The 18,400-nt window shown below is 45.4% G+C and carries 14 protein-coding genes; all 14 read right to left on the bottom strand.

All coding sequences use genetic code 11. From position 1 onward, the window contains the following. Positions 1–64: 64 nt before the first annotated feature. Entirely contained in the window at positions 65–2,386 is a 2,322-nt protein-coding gene (locus HCJ96_RS00115; protein ID WP_169209010.1) for an efflux RND transporter permease subunit, read from the bottom strand. A gap of 8 nt (positions 2,387–2,394) precedes the next feature. Continuing rightward, on the bottom strand, positions 2,395–3,429 hold the full coding sequence (locus HCJ96_RS00120) for a WD40/YVTN/BNR-like repeat-containing protein (RefSeq protein WP_169209011.1): 1,035 nt from the start codon (positions 3,427–3,429) through the stop codon (positions 2,395–2,397). Between the two features lie 75 nt (positions 3,430–3,504). Further along, positions 3,505–4,869, bottom strand: a complete 1,365-nt coding sequence (locus HCJ96_RS00125; protein WP_169209012.1) for a DUF1329 domain-containing protein — start codon at positions 4,867–4,869, stop codon at positions 3,505–3,507. Positions 4,870–4,880: 11 nt separating this feature from the next. Then, complete coding sequence (locus HCJ96_RS00130; protein WP_169209013.1) at positions 4,881–6,941, bottom strand: DUF1302 domain-containing protein; 2,061 nt, start codon at positions 6,939–6,941, stop codon at positions 4,881–4,883. A gap of 184 nt (positions 6,942–7,125) precedes the next feature. Continuing rightward, positions 7,126–7,368, bottom strand: coding sequence for a DUF2835 family protein (locus HCJ96_RS00135; protein WP_169209014.1), 243 nt, complete (start codon positions 7,366–7,368; stop codon positions 7,126–7,128). Further along, positions 7,349–9,940, bottom strand: a complete 2,592-nt coding sequence (pepN, locus tag HCJ96_RS00140; protein WP_343034624.1) for an aminopeptidase N — start codon at positions 9,938–9,940, stop codon at positions 7,349–7,351. The genes HCJ96_RS00135 and pepN overlap by 20 nt, the downstream gene beginning before the upstream one ends. A gap of 18 nt (positions 9,941–9,958) precedes the next feature. Then, a complete protein-coding gene (nhaC, locus tag HCJ96_RS00145; RefSeq protein WP_169209015.1) occupies positions 9,959–11,431 on the bottom strand; it encodes a Na+/H+ antiporter NhaC in 1,473 nt (490 codons plus the stop codon). A gap of 16 nt (positions 11,432–11,447) precedes the next feature. After that, positions 11,448–12,782, bottom strand: coding sequence for a sodium-dependent transporter (locus HCJ96_RS00150; protein WP_169209016.1), 1,335 nt, complete (start codon positions 12,780–12,782; stop codon positions 11,448–11,450). Between the two features lie 91 nt (positions 12,783–12,873). Continuing rightward, positions 12,874–14,913: a carboxy terminal-processing peptidase gene (gene prc / locus HCJ96_RS00155; protein WP_169209017.1), complete on the bottom strand. Its 2,040-nt coding sequence runs from the start codon at positions 14,911–14,913 to the stop codon at positions 12,874–12,876. A gap of 1 nt (position 14,914) precedes the next feature. Continuing rightward, the gene (proQ, locus tag HCJ96_RS00160; protein ID WP_169209437.1) at positions 14,915–15,586 is read right to left on the bottom strand and encodes an RNA chaperone ProQ; all 672 of its coding nucleotides are present in this window, start codon (positions 15,584–15,586) and stop codon (positions 14,915–14,917) included. Positions 15,587–15,603: 17 nt separating this feature from the next. Next, entirely contained in the window at positions 15,604–15,894 is a 291-nt protein-coding gene (locus HCJ96_RS00165) for a hypothetical protein (RefSeq protein ID WP_169209018.1), read from the bottom strand. After that, entirely contained in the window at positions 15,891–16,352 is a 462-nt protein-coding gene (locus HCJ96_RS00170) for a GAF domain-containing protein (RefSeq protein ID WP_343034639.1), read from the bottom strand. The genes HCJ96_RS00165 and HCJ96_RS00170 overlap by 4 nt, the downstream gene beginning before the upstream one ends. A gap of 8 nt (positions 16,353–16,360) precedes the next feature. After that, complete coding sequence (locus tag HCJ96_RS00175; RefSeq protein ID WP_169209019.1) at positions 16,361–17,056, bottom strand: SIMPL domain-containing protein; 696 nt, start codon at positions 17,054–17,056, stop codon at positions 16,361–16,363. Between the two features lie 86 nt (positions 17,057–17,142). Beyond that, positions 17,143–18,372 (bottom strand): nucleoside recognition domain-containing protein, encoded by a 1,230-nt coding sequence (locus HCJ96_RS00180; protein WP_169209020.1) that lies wholly within the window; start codon positions 18,370–18,372, stop codon positions 17,143–17,145. Between the last annotated feature and the right edge of the window lie 28 nt (positions 18,373–18,400).

The following is an 18,400-nucleotide window of genomic DNA, read 5'->3' on the forward strand; positions in this document are numbered from 1 at the left end:
TTAACCTATAAAAAAGGGCCTGATTGGCCCTTTTCTGCTTAGCTATGCAAAAATAATTTAACGATTATAGCTCATTTCGTTTGTACCAAAGAAGTCTGGCCAGTGCGGGTAATACGATTATTGCGCCTAACATGTTCACTAGGAACATAAATGTAAGCAGTATACCCATATCCATCTGGAACTTTAACGTCGAGAAGACCCAGGTACTTACACCTATTGCTAGCGTGATACCGGTGAACAACACCGCGCTTCCACGCTCTTTCAACGCTGCCAGGTAAGCTGCTTGAACAGTGTCACCCTGCTTCAGACGACGGCTCATGGTGGATAAGATATAAATACCATAATCAACACCGATACCTACACCTAGCGCAATGACCGGTAGCGTAGAAACGGTCAACCCGATTTCAAGAAATGTCATCAATGCCTGCGCTAAAACCGACACCACGTAAAGAGGTATTACCACAGATAGCGTTGCACGTAGTGAACGGAAACTGAGTAAACAAAGCAAAATCACCGCACCGAAAACGTATGCCATCATCGGCATTTGCGCGCTTTTTACCGCCTCATTAGTAGCAGCCATGACGCCAACCGGGCCAGAGGCCAGGCTAAACTTCATATCGTCTGTTTCATAGTCCTGACGATAGGTTTTAACAGCATCGACAACCCGTGAAATGGTTTCGGCTTTATGATCTTGCATAAATAAAATAACGGGCATAACCGAGCAGTTGCCATTTAGCAGCCCGGAGGTCGTAGGAATACGTGAAATAGCCTGCACCAGCGTTTGTTGGTTGCGAGGTAGAACTTGCCATTTAACGTTGCCTTCGTTATATCCCGCATTAACCACTTTGGCCACAGATGCCAAGGACACCGTCGACTGCACTCCTTCGACGTTTTCCATCTTCCATTGAAAATCATCAATAGCTTTCATTACCGTGTGCGAAGTACATGCTTCAGGAGAGGTCTCCACTAAAACCGAAAGATAGTCGACGGTGACTTCATATTTGTCAGTGATTAAAAACGTATCCTGATTGTAGCGAGACGATTCATGCAAGGCAGGTGCGCCAGCATGCAAATCACCAATTTTCATCTTCTGTGACTGATAGAAGCCAAAGCCGAATAACAGCGCTGTAATTACCAGAATGATCGGCGCAGCCTTCTTATGCGAGCAGCTAGCTACGATATTCCAGAATCTACTGGATTTCTCTTCTTTACCGGCAAATTTCTCGACATACTTTTTATCGAACGTTAAGAAGCTCATCAACACGGGTAACAGAATAAGGTTGGTCAAAATGATGACCGCTACACCCATACTGGCAGTAATAGCCAACTCGCGGATTATACCAATGTCGATTACCAGCAACGTCATAAAGCCAACAGTATCAGATAACAGCGCTATACCACCGGGTACCAACAAGGTACGGAATGCGCTCATGGCAGCATGTTTAGCACCAGCTCCGTTAACCGCCTTCTTTTCCACCGCATTGATCATTTGTACGCCGTGGCTGACACCGATAGCGAAGACCAGGAAAGGCACCAGAATGGACATCGGATCCATGCCAAATCCCATAAGGGAAAGTAAGCCAAGCTGCCAGACAACTGCAATTATTGAGCAAAGCAGTGGCAGGATAGTCAACATGATGTTTCGAGAGAAGAAATACACCATGATGGCTGTAATAGCTAAAGCAATGGCAAAAAACAACAATACATCTTTTGCCCCATCCGCGACATCGCCAATCATTTTGGAAAAGCCGATGATATGAATCGAAATCTCTTCAGAGCTGAACTGGTTGCGCAGTTTCTCTTCTAATTCGCTGGCAAACTTTAATGTGTCTAATTGCTCACCGGTTTGTGGGTCTAGCTCTAATAGTTGTGCCGTTACCATGGCGCAACTGTAATCGCTGGACACCTGACGACCAACAATATTGGCTTTTTCAACATTAGCCGCAACCAGTTGTAATGCTTCCGGAGAGGTGGAATCAAAGTCTGCGGGAATTACGGGGCCGCCTGCAAAGCCGCCCTCAACGATCTCGGTGAATCGTGTAGAAGGCGAAAACAGCGAAACGACGAGAGCCCGATTTACGCCATTGATAAAAAACAGTTGGTCGTGGACATTTTTAAGGGTATCAAAGAAATTCTGGTTGTAGATGTTGCCCTGTTTATCACATACCGAAACCAGAACACTGTTAGCACCGCCAAAATCGTTGCGATACTTCATGTAGGTTTGCATATATTCATGATTGAGCGGTATGTTTTTCTCGAAACCCGCATCGAGGCGCATTTGTGACGATTGATAACCTAAAAACAAGGTGGCCAGAACAAACAGGAAGACGACAACTTTACGATTCCCAAATACAATGCGTTCTGCTAAATGAGTGATACTTGACATGTAGCTTGCTAGTCCAAATTAAGTTTTTTGATGCCGTTAGCGCTGACACCAATTATTTTGTTGTTAAATCTTACAGCGTTTAAAACCGCGGCTTTATCGTCCAACTGCTGGACTGACACTTCCTTGGGCCGCTCACACTGATAGAGTGGCGTGTATGGAGTGCTGGTGCTATCAGGTAACGGGCGACTGAGTGTCACCAACATGCCGTTATTACCCAACGCAGTAATGCTTTCGTCTGAAAGCGGGAAAAGTGCGTTTAAGGTGCTGGGCGCACAGGTGCTGACATAGCTCCACACCCCCTGCTCTTTCATTTTAAAAATGTTGCCTCGTAATCCAACAGCGACAACGGTATCGCCACTTAATGGCCGGATATCAAAAAACGATCCTGTGTAATCAACATCGTAGCGATTCCAGCTTCTGCCCTTGTCGTTGCTGTAAGCTAACAGGCCCGCTTCGCCAGCCATGTACAGCGTGTCACCATCAAGGGTAACGTGATTTATGTGAGGAAGAATGGAGTTTAATTCTTGCTGATAAAAGTCTTCGTCTTCTGCTTTTACCTGTTCGAGGTAGGCCTGATCATCGGCACTGAGCAATGTCGGATGACGCTCTGACTTCCAATTATTACCGCCATCAGTGGTACGGTAAAACAAGCCATAGGCACCGACCGCAATGCCATGTTGGTCATCAAAAAACAACACGTCTAAAAATGGCCGTTCGATGTCAGGGTTGTACAGCTGTTGTTGCCAGGTGACACCTTTATCGGCTGAATGCAAAATGATGGCATCGTGCCCAACCGCCCACACATTATCATTAACGATATCGACTGCCGTCAGGGTGGAATGGGTAGGTACACGTTGCTGTGTAAATGTCTCACCATCATCTGACGTTAATATATGGCCGCGTTCGCCTACAATTACCAAATAATCTGTTGCGACAACATCAAGTAAAACAGACTGCTTTACCAGTGGTGCCATAAATGCTTGTTCTGCATTGGCGGAAAAACCAGCACAAGCTAAGGCCATAGCCAAAAAGGCTTTTTTCATAAGTAACAAGTAACCCTTTTTTATTTCAATAGCTCTAAACAAAAACGGTTGGCAAAGCCAACCGTTTAAACTCGATTAGCGCATCCCTTCACGCCGAAGTGCTTGCGGCGTAAATTCTACTTCTCGTGGACGAATAGAAAAATCATACATTTTCTCTTCGTTGTCTAACCCAATCGCTAAATAGCGACGAGAGTTCAAATCATGGTACACATCAAGTGTTGACCAATGGGTTGGTACTTCATAATAGTTGATACCGTAAGCAAACGCGACCCGATATAGTTCGCCGCGGTTGTCATACATATCAGCTACCTGTACTTGCCAGCTGTCTTCGTCAATAAAGAAGACGCGTTTTTGGTAAACATGACGGAAACCATCTTTGAGTGTAGCTTCAACTACCCACACACGGTGTTTTTCCCAACGAGTAAGATCAGGATTGATGTGGTTCGGTGTTAAAATGTCGCTATACGAAACGTCTTTACTATGTAACTGATAGTTGTTGTACGCAACGTAGAGTTCTTTTTTACCCTTCAGCTCCCAGTCATAACGGTTTGGTGAGCCGTTGAACATATCAAAGTCATCAGTTGTACGCAGGCCGTCGGCCGCGGTTCCTGGTGTGTCGTAAGCAATGTTTGGTGCTAAACGAACACGTCTTTGTCCCGTGTTGTATGTCCATGCTTTACGCGGTTCTTTAACCTGATCAACGGTTTCATGAACAAGCAACGCAGTACCTGCCAGACGCGCTGGTTCGGTTACTTTTTGTTTAAACATAAACAAAATGTTGTCTTCAAGCAGTTGTTCCGGCGTCGCATTTGGCTCGCTGTACTTTAACAGTAACTGTTCATCAAAGCCGATCACGTTGTAACTACCTGAAGAAGTGACGGCCGCCTGACCGCCAGCACGTTCAACCGCCTCACCACGATAGCGAAGAATGTGATTCCAGATAACTTCCAGTCCATTCTCAGGGATGGGGAAAGGAATACCGACAGCCGCACCTTTGATGCCGTTACCGCCATCTAAAAGTTCTGCGCGGGTCGCATTTGCCCTGGTTGCATCATAGACCGCTTGCGGATTAGATGCCGTTCTACGGGTTTCGTAGACAGGCATTTTGAACGTATCTGGATAGGTTTCAAATAACTTGATCTGTCCAGCAGTTAAATTATCCGCATATTCTTTATAATTGTCGGCAGTAATTTCAAATTTTACTTTATCACCCTCGAACGGATCAGGATGGTGGTCACCCACACTGTATCCCGCAGGCGCTTTGGTTATACCACCGTCCCACGCAGGAATACTGCCATCAGCGTTTGCCGCTTTTTCTGCACCTAGAGGTGTAAGACTATCACCTAGTTTTTTAGCCTCACTTTCAGACACTTTAGCTAGCGCACTGCTGCCGATAGCGAGCGACATTGCAGCCGCAATTAAACCAACTTTTTTAATCATCTTAGACACCTCTAGATTGAATACTTGATGTTAAACGAGACAAAATCTCTGTCTGATAAGCCGTTAGTCGTACCAATACCACCCCAGAAAGAACTGTAAGACGCGGTGGCAGACCATTTACTTAAGTAATCAAACGTCAATGCAACGCTTGCAGATTTAACATCTTCAGTAAACAGGAACAATGGATCAGGTGTTGTACCATCAACATCATGTGAGAACGTAGCCCGCGCGCGCATATTGATGCCAGCGAACACGTTGTTGTAATCAGCTACAGCAAGCAGGCGATAACCCCAGGCATCGTCTGTTGCAAACGGGTTTTCCTCTGGACCATTAGACAAACCAATATGTAATCCCGTTCTTGGGTTACCACTAGGCGTAGGCTCAAGCGAAGGTGTTCTATTGGTTCCCGGTGCATTCAAACGAATAACGTTTGGATCAGGGAAGTCAACGATATTAACCCAACCCACTTCACCTAACAGGATGAAGTTGTCTGAACCTAACGTTGGCCCAAACACGTGAGATAACGTCATTTGCGCCTGAAGCGTATCAGAGAACAGGAAACCTTCAGCGGTCTGGCCTGGTCCGACATTACGGCCGATATTGTTAAGCTGTGAGATGCCCTCAAGATCCGGACGAATGCCCGCGTTGGCTAACTGTTCTGGCATACCCGTATAGAGCAACTCTACATCATCAATTTGCAGAGGTTCATCTTTACGGTATGCAATCTCACCCGCAAGAGCGGTAGTGCCAACGTTGGTATTGAAACTGAAACCGTACAGTTTAATATCTTCCGGGTAATAAAACTGTGCTTCAGTAAAGGCTTCAAGATCAGTTACATTAAACTTGTCTACGCCTTGCGCTAAGCGAGCCAGATCACGTTCAATTGCTTTCGGTGTAAAGTTTGATGTAACACCTGAAATCAACGGACGTTGGCTATGATAATTGATGTGGTAGAAGCTTAATTCAGATTCGTTTAATGCTTCTGCAAACCAGGTTAAACGCAACCCGTACTGGCCTTGATCGTCAGCATCAACATGCGCTTCATCAGAGTAAGCACGCAACGCCACTTTAGTGGGGTATGCTAAATACGCCTGTGAAATCTGTGCAGCATCAGCGCCGGCATTTAATGCGGCACCTAAATTGTTCAGCGAGGTAAGCAGGTGATCGAGATCGATATCAGGGTTACCGGTAAAACCTAACTGGATGTTGTTAGCTTGTCCACCTTCACCAGCGAAGTCGTTAGTAGCAAAATAACTGCCTGCGACAGGCAACCAGCTACGTTCCCATTCATATTGATAGTAACCAGAAAGACTGACCGTATCTGTAATACCCAAAGAGGCGAAAACCATTCCAACAGGAATAAATACTTCTTTTAATTCAGCACCTGGTGCGCGTGCACGGGTGACGTCAATCGGGTTAGTGGTGTTGATACCATGCTGGATAAAAGTGCTCTCACCCCAACTGATTACCTGCTGGCCTATGCGAACAGTAAGTGGTTTGTTGCCAATCCACCAGTCACCATAGAAAAACGCGTCCAGCAAACGTGCATCCTGGCAGAGCAGTTCTTCTGCATCCGGGTCTTCACACAAATCAACCTGCTCTCCGGTGATCGGGTTGGACCAAGGGCGATCGCCATCTTTCTGTTCAAAATCGTAGAACCAGAAACCACTGGCGAAGAAACCGTAATCGCCAAAGTTAATATCCAGTTCATGAAGTCCTGATATCTGCGTTGAATAAGGGTCACCGGGATCGTGTGCAAGGTTGCCTAAGTCACCATTGGTAGAATAGGCACCATTCGAATTGGCCCATACATCGGCGCTAGGGTAAATAACATTGGTAGCGGCATTGTAGCCGGTCCAATCAAATTGGGGATGGTTGCTGTTCCCGATAAGACTATAGTCCCTGTCTTCTGTACGAATACTGGTTGCAAGAGTGAAACTAGAGTCAAGTGATACATTAACATCACCAAATTGCCAGCTTGCTGCCTGAGTGGACATCGAAGCTGCGCCTAGAAGGGCGATAACTCCTGCTGCAATAGGTGACTTTTTAAATGCGCTAGGCCTGTTTGTCATATTTTTTATTCTCCTAAATCTACGCTTCAAAGCGAAGACATAAAGACCAACCATATTGATTAACAAAATGATTACATCATTTCGTTTGAATCGCAAGAACTAATCGTACCAGTTCTTTAATAGATAACACGAAAGGTATCAACCAGTTATTTTTTATCTTTATATTTACCATCCAAAACAGACACTATCCTATCTTCTCAAATGAAACAATTTTGTTGTTATTATCGATCGTCATTCTGAATCTTCCCTGAATACCCTGTTTTGTCACAAACGCACGCATGCGAGACGTAGGAATTTGAATTCGGTGACCGGTGTCAGCGGTGACAATAACCGAGTTATTGCCAGGCTGATAAAACGCCTCACACCGCTTATATGATAATGAAATGGAAAAAAAATAAACGCGGCCATTATTCGGCTGATGATTCATAGGCGAGACTTTTACTCACTTTCTCATATACGTCGTTACTTAATCCCTCTTGCTCTAGCAACCGGGCAAGCTGGGTTTTCATTTTATGTTGATGATGTTTATTAAACCGTTGCCATTGCGTCAGGGGGGTGACTAAACGAGCGGCTACCTGAGGGTTGCTCGAATCCAGATTAATCAGATAATCAGTAAGATACTCATAGCCACTACCATCAAGAGCATGAAAACCGCTCGTATTATAAAACGCAAAGCTTCCTATCAGCGCGCGCACACGATTGGGGTTTTCAATACTGAACTGAGGATGTGCCTGCAGCATGGTCAGATGAGAAAGTATATCTTCGCGTTCCGTGGTAGCGTGCAACGAAAACCATTTATCCAATACCAGCGGATCACTTTTCCAACGTTCACCGAACGAGTCCATCAATGCATTGAACGGATCACTATGGCCCTGCTGAGCGGCTTTTAATGCACCGAGCGTATCGGTCATGTTGTCTGACTGCGTATAATGCTGCTGAACAAGTTCACTGTTTTGTTGCAGTCTGCCCAGATGCGCTAACACTACGTTTTTACAACGTCGGGCAATGACATCCTGCTGATCGTAGTGATAGTCCGCCAGGCTGATCGATTGATAGATCGCCAGTAGCTCAGGCTCAAACCTTTCGGCAAATTCTCTGACAAACTGTTCGCGGGCCGCATTCAGGGTTTCAACATTAATGTTGGTCCGGGACTGGCAGAGCGTTTCAAAACTCGGAATGATGAGACATTCACTGAGTAGTTCAAAGTTTGTTTTTTCGCTACTCAGCGCAGACTTCAAACCTTCCCAGATAGTTTCATCGACCTGTTGATTGGCTTCGTATTGGCTAATACACCAATCGTACAATTGTTGTAGCGCATCCCAACGATTGAAATCGTCATTTGCGTGTAAAAATATTGCGAGTAATTCGGTACTGTCTAAAGATTGCTTTATACGCACTGGTGCGGAGAAATTGGCTAACACTACGGGGATCAGCTCAGACTCCTGCTGATCATAAGTCAGGGTTATCTGTTGTTGGTCGAGAAGTAAAATCCCGTTTGTGACTTTGCCTGCACGGTCCTGATATTGCTGCCCAGTTGCATCGATACAGGAAAACCCTAGCGGAATGAATAAGTCTTCTTTTTCTTGCTGGTCGGCGGTCGCTGGTGTGCGTTGCGATACGGTTATCAGCGTCTTATCCCCTTCCCGCTTTCTGGTAACGGAAATTTCAGGCGTACCGGATTGACTGTACCATTTTGAAAAGTGCGTTAAATTCAGATCCGTGACCGACTGCATCGCGCTGACGAAATCATCGCAGGTTACGGCCTGGCCATCGTGTCGTTTAAAATACTCATCCATTCCTGCACGAAAACCGTCTTTGCCTAACAACGTATGCAACATGCGGATCACTTCCGCACCTTTGTCATAAACGGTTACCGTATAGAAGTTATTCATCTCGATGACTTCATCGGGACGAATAGGATGGCTCATTGCGCTGGCATCTTCGGCAAATTGATGTTCTCGAATGACGCGGACATGCTTTATGCGGTTGCTCAGTTCAGACGTCATGTCGGCACTGAACTGCTGATCACGAAACACAGTCAGCCCTTCTTTGAGACTTAATTGAAACCAGTCTCTGCAGGTAACACGATTTCCGGTCCAGTTATGAAAATATTCATGTGCAATGACAGACTCAACATTGAAAAAGTCTTCGTCGGTGGCGGTAGCAGGATTCGCTAAAACAAACTTACTGTTAAATACATTCAGCCCTTTGTTTTCCATCGCGCCCATATTGAAAAAGTCGACCGCAACGACCATGTAAATTTCCAGGTCATATTCGAGACCGTAAACCTGCTCATCCCACTTCATTGCTCGTTTTAATGAATCCAGTGCGAACTGACCACGGTCGAGCTTGCCTTTATCAACATAGAGTTCTAACGCAACCTGCTTGCCGTTCATAGTCGTGTAAGTGTCGGTTAATAAATCAAAATCACCGGCCACCAGAGCAAATAAATAGGAAGGTTTAGGATGAGGATCATGCCATTTTACCCAGTGCGTACCGTCGTCATTATCACCCTTATCTACCGGATTGCCATTTGAGAGCAAGGTTGGTAGTACTTTTTTATCACCATGTACGGTGACCTGATAAGTCGCTAATACATCGGGTCGGTCTAGAAAGTAGGTTATACGACGAAACCCTTCAGCTTCACACTGAGTACAATAAACGCCATTAGAAAGATACAGCCCCTCTAACGCTTTGTTACTATCAGGCGCAATGGTGCAAACCGTACTTAAAATAAACTCATCCCCCACAGATGGAATGATGAGGGCGGTATCGGTTACCTTGTGATGATCGACAGTTTGGTTGTCTATTGTGATTTCAACCAGATTAAGTTGCTCACCGTCCAGAACCAAATCATGTTGATGGGTGCCGTTGCGCTTTATATGAAGTGTGCTTTGCACCCGCGTGGAATGCGGATGCAGATGCACGGTTAACTCAACATTGGTAATAAAGAAAGCAGGCGGTTGATAATCCGCCCGACGTTTGACCTGCATACTCACGTAACCTCCTATTGCTCGTTACGATTGCTGCTCCTTTACACTGGCCTGAAAAGGAGGCGTTAATCTTAAAATCTTCACCCCAAGAAATGCATAGATGATTGCCAGGATTGGGTTGATCACATTAAAGAAAGCGTAAAATATATATTCAAAAGGATGTACAGCCAATACACCATGCATGTACGCGCCACATGTATTCCACGGTATCAGCGGAGATGTTAGCGTGCCTCCGTCCTCTAAGCTGCGCGAGAGATTCAACTGATGAAGGCCGCGCTTTTCAAATTCTTCCTTATACATCCTGCCTGGCATGACAATCGCCATATACTGGTCAGCCGTAATTAGATTGGTACCAATACAGGTTAAAATAGTACGACTGATCATATCACCAGCAGATTTCGCACCTGCCAAAATAGCATTTACCGCACGCTTTAATAAGCCCGCTTTTTCCAACACCGCGCCGAACGACAACGCGCAGACTATCAGCCATATCGTATTGAGCATAGAAGACATCCCACCTCTGCTCAACAGACTGTTTAAATTTTCGTCCGGGGTTGAAAAGCTTACGCCGTCAAAAAATGCCGTCCATACTATTTTAATGGTGCCGACTACATTGCTATCGCCCTGCTGAATCATTCCGGCAATGACATCGCTTTGAAAGAGTACCGCCCAGATACCACCCAATACTGCACCAATGGATACCGCTGGAAACGCTGGCATTTTTTTGATGGCCAACGTAAGTAGTACGATTAGCGGGACCAATAAGTGCCAGCCTAATGAAAATGAGTCTTGTAAAAGCGACTGCATGTACTCAATTTTTTCGACCGAGGCATTACCACTTTCAGAAAAACCCAGCACCAGAAATAAAATCAGTGCTATTACAAAACTGGGAATTGTTGTCCACAGCATGTAACGGATATGTTCAAAAAGGTCAGTACCGGCAACCGCGGGAGCTAAATTGGTTGTTTCAGACAGGGGCGATATTTTATCGCCGAAATAAGCACCAGAAATAACCGCACCTGCGGTAATTGCTGCAGACATCTCCATCCCGGTTGCAACACCCATAAGTGCAACACCCACGGTTGCCGCCGTGGTCCACGAACTGCCGATACTCATTGCAACGACCGCACAAATCAAGCAGGTGGCTGCATAGAAAAACGCCGGATTAAGCAACTCTAAGCCATAATAAATTAACGTGGGCACCGTCCCGGCAAGCATCCAGGTGCCGATCAGTGAACCGACCGCCAGCAGTATCAAGCAAGCGCCTAACGCCATTGAAATGCCGTGCACGATTCCTTTTTCTATTTCTTTCCACTTAAGGCCGTTTTTCATCGCAATGACTGCGGCGATACCTGTGCCGAGTAATAAGGCTATTTGATTCGGACCGTATGAGGATGCGTCGCCAAACAGGTAAACAGCCGCACCCATCATGATGACTAATAACACTATGGGCAACAACGCATCTAACAGCGTGGGCGATTTGAGTTGATTATTCATTATTATAAGTCTCTAACTACGCAATAGAGCGGTAAAACATAAAGGCAATAACTATGGGACAGACGAAGCGAACATACCAGGGCCAGACCTTCCAGAATACGGTGTGTTCAGCTTGCGCATTTCCTTCTTTCAGTTCGGCTAAAATATTGTCTCTGCGCCAGACCCAGCCAGCGAATATGCACAGTACCAAACCTAGCAGGGGTTGACTATATTGCGTAGTAAGCGCAATGACAAAGCCAAACAACGCCTGGAAATTAAAGATGATAACGGCACTGGCAGCAAATATAACAAATGTCATCAGCCAGACCGCCTTGTTGCGCATCATTCCCTTACTTTCCACCAGATAGGCGACAGGTACTTCCAGCATTGATATAGAAGAGGTCACCGCAGCTATTACCATTAAGGCAAAAAATGCAAACGCGACGAAAACACCTACTCCTCCAATAGAATCAAATAAAGCAGGTAACACGGTAAAAATCAGTTGATCACCTTCAATCAACACCCCCTCTGCAGTGAAAATTTCAACACCGTTGTGTAAGGCGACATACATTGAGGGAATAATCAGCATTCCGGCAATTATGGCAACACCAATATCGACCAAGGCGACAGATGCGCCAATGGTAGGCAGGTTTTCCTGCTTTGACAGGTATGATCCATACACCAGCATGGTGCCTACCCCCAGTGACATCGAAAAGAAGGCTTGTCCCATCGCACTTATCAGCAGTTCGGGATCAAGCACGCGACTGAAGTCAGGCACCAGGTAAGCGCTCCAGCCATCTAATGCGCCCGGCTGAAAGCTTACATAAACAATCAGCAGTAAAATAATAATGACCAGCGTCGGCATCAGTCTGACGGACCATTTTTCAATACCCGCTTTAACCCCACCTAAAACAATAAAGGCAGTTAAACTTAAAAATAGTGCACAGAAAATAAGATTGCGGGGTATGGAAAATGACACCAGCCAATTTGAGAGCGATTCAGCCCCCACCAGGTTTACCGCGGACTCGCCAAAATAAGCAATCATCCAACCGCCAACAATGGCGTAGAAGGCAAGAATAAGCGATACAGTAATACCGCCCCAAATCCCTACTGCGCGCCCAATCGCATTGCCAGAAATTTTTCCCAGCGCATCGACCATATTGGACCGATTCGCCCGGCCAATGATCAGCTCTGCCATTAAGACCGGATAAGCAAGAACAAATGCGAGCAATAGGTAGACCAGAACGAATGCCGCACCACCATTGCTGGCGACCTGGGTTGGAAAGCCCCAGATGTTGCCCAGTCCGACCGCGGATCCGGCTGCTGCTAGTATAAAACCAATTCGTGAAGAGAATTCACCTCGAGATGCCATACGTGTAGTCCCTGATTTTTTGTTTATTATTATTTCTGGCAGACAAAAAAAAGAGGCTGGTACAGCACCAGCCTCTTTTCAAAAAACGCTTTTAATTATGGGTAATCGCGTATTTGCCAGTGTTGAGCATATCATACGTGATATTTGCCGCTTCGGTAAGTAGTGGATCGATTTCATCCAACTCATCCGGCAAGTCATCCAACGATTTAATTGGCTCTTTGCCCAGACGCGCCAACCGCTCATTTGTGCGTTTGAGCTGCTTTTCTTCAGCCTCAACTTTTTCCGCAATACGCTCAGACTTAACTAACGAGATATAATCGCGGTCCTTATTTTTGTTGTACTCGCTGATATCTTCCTGGATATAAGTAAACTCAGGATCCTGCATGATCCGCGCATTATGCTTAGCAGTCAGTACATCAACGGCATTCTGACTGTCAGAAAACGTTGTGTAGTTAGCGCGATTGATACTGTCCCACGGCAGTGCATTTTCTTCCTGACTCTCGCCCCAGTCTGCCGGATTAATAGGCGATGGAAACGCGATATCCGGAACCACCCCTTTATGCTGAGTACTACCCCCATTTATACGGTAGAACTTAGCGATGGTAAATTGCACGCTCCCCAGAGGGTTGTCGTAAAGGTCATAGATTCGTCCCAAGCCACGATGCTGCTGCACTGTGCCTTTACCGAATGTTTGTTCACCAATCACAATACCCCGATTGTAATCCTGCATGGCTGCAGCAAAGATTTCTGATGCAGAAGCACTATAACGGTCAACCAAAACGGTTAACGGGCCGTCGTAAGCAACTAAACCGTCAGTATCACGATTAACAGAAACTTTGCCTTCGCCATAACGAATTTGTACCACAGGGCCTTTTTCGATGAACAGACCTGATAACAGTGTTGCCTCTGTCAGCGAGCCACCACCATTGCCACGTAAATCCACTATGACACCTTTTACATCTTGCGCTTTCAGAGAATCAATTTCTTTCTTCACATCAGCATGCAGATTATTGTAGAAACTGGGGATTGTGATTACGCCTAACTTTTCGCCCTGATGAGGACCTGAATCTGGTACAAACACTTCAGATTTTGCCGCGCGGTCTTCAAGTTTAATCTTGTCGCGTGTCAAGCTGACAACCGACATAGTTTTGCTCTCAGTTGCGCCTTTTTGAACCTGCAGACGAACTGTGCTGCCTTTAGGGCCCTTAATCAGTTCGACAACTTCATCTAATCGCCAGCCAATTACGTCAATAAACTCATCATCGTTTTGGGCAACGCCCACAATCTTATCTTCTGGCTTAAGTGACTTGGATAAGTCAGCAGGACCACCTGGGACGATACTTTTAATGACCGTATAGTCTTCTTCGCTTTGTAATACCGCTCCAATACCTTCAAATGACAAATTCATGTCCATTTGGAACCGCTCTGCATTCCGCGGAGAAAGGTAGCTTGTATGGGCTTCGATACTGCGTGCGAATGAATTCATCACCGTTTGAAATACGTCTTCGCTTTTCGCTTGTTGCAATCGCTTTATTGCACGGTTGTAACGCTTGGTCAGCAACTCTTTAGCTTCTTCCCATGATTTATCTGCCAAGACCAGGTTCAGCGCATCATATTTAATGCGTTGACGCCATAGTTCGTCGATAGCCTCTTGCGAGTCGGGCCATTCGGCATCATCACGGTCAAAGTAAAACTTGTCACCTTCTGCTTCAAAGTCGAACGGTTCTTCAAGCAGGCTCAATGCATATTTAAAGCGTTCGATACGACGTTCGGCATTGATGTTGTACATGTCATAGGCAATATCTAAATTGCCTTTGCTCAGTGCATCATCAAATTCAGTGCGATATTTTTCAAATCTTTCAATGTCAGATTGAACGAAAATCTGCTTATTGTGATCAAGGGAAGTGAGATAGCGATCAAAAATTTTAGTCGAAAGTGCGTCATCCAACGCAATCTCTTTATAATGCGCGCGAGTAAAAAGTGCGCTAACACGCTTAGCGGCGACACTGTGCTGTGTCTCCTGCTTAAGTATAGGCAGTTCATCAACAGTGGCTGAACTGGTGGTTGCACCGGCTCCAACACTCATTGATAAAAATGCGCTAGCGATAGATATACGAAGGATATTTTTCATTTTACGACCTCTTGGAACTTGCCAAACGTAAAGCCTCAGAAGTGACTTTTACTACCATGCCCGAATCCAACTGAACGTGAATGCCATCTTTTGCTACTTCAGTAATTACAGCGTGCATAGGCGCTTTACCTAATTTCACTGTCACTTGGGTACCTGCGTGCAAATCATTCTCAGTTAATTTTGGCGGCGGTGTTTTAGTTGGTCTGCTAGATTTAGATTTAGTTCCCTTTTTTCCTTCAACATTGCGTCTGGCAGGTGACGATGTTGTTGAAGCCTTTTCTCGCTGCCTGGTGTTTTGCTTGTGAGACGCCGAATCGTTTTGCGCTTTTCTTTTAAGCGCAGCCTTTTCTTTGCTCTCATCTAATTGCTGACGGGCATGATCGGCATGCTCTTTCTCAATTTGTGCGTCCTGATTACCATCGAGATCAACCCGGTAAGCGCCCTCCTTGATACTGTGCAGATAACGCCAGCTGTTAGTGTAATGCCGTAAAGTAGACCTCAACAGGGTCTTACTCACACGCTCGTCTTCCTCTAAACGGGTTGCCAGTTCCTGAAAAATACCAATCTTAAGTGGCTTGGCATCCCCTTTTAGAGAGAAACAGTTCGGAAACTTATCAGCTAAATACGCAATAACTTCTTTACTGTTTGAAAATTTTTGTTGTGCTTCTTCCATCAATGGTTCTATATCAATCACAAGTTATCTTGGTTATCTGCATCATCCCAAGTTGCCAACGTATGGTCAACCCAATCCAACAATTCATCTTCATCAATGTCTGTTAAATCTGGGTAACGATGCCAGGTTTCCCAACAATATTGAAATAAACGCTCCATGCTCGATGCACTTATATCGTCATCGGCACGATCGTACAAAACATGAACAATAAAATTAAATTGTTCTGCCGCTTCATTGGCGTCATCAAAAAAGTCTTCCATGTCGGCAGGCGTCGCCAATACTACCTGCACATCTACATTTTGCTTCACGATTGCGTTGCCAGCAAGCTATTTGCGATTGCTGTCAAGCCCGCTTTATCCACTTCTGTAAAACGCCCAATGCTGGGACTATCAATATCTAATACACCTAATAAAGTATCGCCTACAACCAGCGGGATCACAATTTCTGAATTTGATGCTGCATCACACGCTATATGACCTTCAAATTCGTGCACATCGTGTACCAACTGTGTCTCACGGTTAGCCGCAGCTGTTCCACAGACACCTTTACCCATCGGTATTCTGATACACGCAGGGTTACCTTGGAACGGCCCCAACACTAGCTGGTCTTCTTTATACAAGTAAAAACCCGCCCAGTTCACATCTTCCAGCTGGGTATATAATAATGCGCTAATGTTCGCCATATTTGCGATTAAATCCGGTTCACCTGAAACCAGACTGTCTGCTTGATTTACCAAGCGTTGATAAAAATCGTTTAACAAAGGTATTTTCACTCTTACTTATGTATGGAAAAAGTTACATTAACACTTGCCGAAACCGTTTGTTGCCCCGGCAAAGACGGGGCTGCTTCGGCTTGTATCATGCGATATTTAGGTTGTGAAATAGGCATATAACCGCCAGATTCAGAGATCTGCATCACCTCACCCAATTTCACATCCAATTGTTTGCTCAACAAGGACGCACGTTGCTTCGCGTCATTCACCGCGGCAGTCAACGCCTGCTCATAATAGGTTGCCTGCTGGGTAATTACAAAATCAAAATGCTGGATACGTGTCACACCCCGGGCAAGAATGCCGTCAATTAATTTGTCGTAATCATCCAGATTTTTATGGGTTACCGTCACTTCGCGTGAAAGCATAAAGCCATTTTCACGATGGCCCTCCGGGGTTGACTCGTAATGGGGCGTAAGTCTGACTTGCATCGATTGAATCTGCTTTGAATCAATACCCTGAGCCAATAAAAAATCGATAACCTTGGTTAACTCAGCCTCAACTAACTGGTTTATTTTAGTGACAACCTGCCCTTTTTGTTCGAGCACAAACGTAATTGAGAAGGCGTCTGGAGTAACATCAATTAAGCCATTACCCTGGACTTGTATGGTAGACGCTGTGGCCGCATCATCATGGGCACTTACATGACCGACAAAAAACAGCAAAACACATACCAGCCAATACGAACTCAGTTTAACCATAAATAGCCTTTGCTCAGGGGTTATAATAATCACCTGACATAGCATAGTGACGCTCAACATATAGCGTCAATAGGTAAACGTTAAAGTTAGCCAAAAAACCAATAACTGACTGCGATTGAAGTAAAAATACCCGCGCCATCAGCAACCAGACAACAGCCCACAGCGTAGCGGGAGTGCTTTACACCCACAGCACCCAAATAAACAGCTAATACATAAAACGTGGTTTCTGTAGAGCCTTGTAAAACGGAAGCTAAGCGTCCGGCAAAGGAGTCTGCACCATGGTGTGACATTGTTTCTATCATCATTGCCCGGGCCCCGCTGCCACTCAGCGGCTTCATTAATGCAGTGGGTAGAGCATCGACAAACCGGGCATCAAATCCCATAAAGTGCACCATGGCACCGATTGAGCCGGTTATCATTTCTAAAAGACCACTGGCTCTCAACATGCCAACAGCAAATAGCATTGCAACCAAGTATGGAATTAACGTAATCGCGGTCTCAAAGCCTTTTTTTGCTCCTTCAATAAACAGATCATAGGTATCCAGCCCCTTTTTCCAGCCGACAATTAACACAATAACAATGAAACTTAGCAGTAAGAAGTTCGCCACAGTGGCAGATTGATTGGCTAAATCAGTGGCAGCCAAATGGGTGAAATAAAGGATTACACTAGCCATCAAACTGAAAAACAGTCCCAGGTAAAGCAAGATAACTTGGTTAAACAATTTAACCCGCTGGATCATGCAGGTAACAATGAGGCCTGCCAGTGTTGATGCGCTTGTAGCGATCAAAATAGGAATAAATACATCCGTTGGTTGCGCAGCGCCCTGCTCTGCCCGATAAAGAAATACCGCGATAGGAAAAAGTGTTACCGACGATGTGTTCAATACCAGAAACAAAATCTGTGCATTGGTAAGCGTACTTTTATCGGACGATAAAGTTTGCATGTCTTGCATCGCTTTAATACCAAAAGGCGTTGCCGCATTATCCAAGCCCAGAACGTTAGCTGACATATTCATGGTAATGCTGCCAAGTGCAGGATGATGTTTTGGGATCTCAGGCATCACTCGACGTAGAAACGGAGACAACAGCGCGGCGAGCTTAGCGATTAAACCTGAATGTTCTGCTACTTTAAAAATGCCCAGCCAAAATGCCAGCACACCGATCAGGCCAATCGCAATTTCCACACTGAGTTTTACCATCTCAGTGACAGCTTGCATGACGTGCTGAAAACTTTCCGGGCCTGTCCCGGAAAAAAATTGTATAACCGCGGTTAAAAATGCACTGACAATAAAACAGAGCCAAATTTTATGTAGCATGCTGCCTCTTATTGTTTTTATAGGGCAA

Source organism: Alteromonas ponticola, from assembly GCF_012911815.1.
In the GTDB taxonomy this organism is placed as follows: Bacteria; Pseudomonadota; Gammaproteobacteria; order Enterobacterales; family Alteromonadaceae; genus Alteromonas; species Alteromonas ponticola.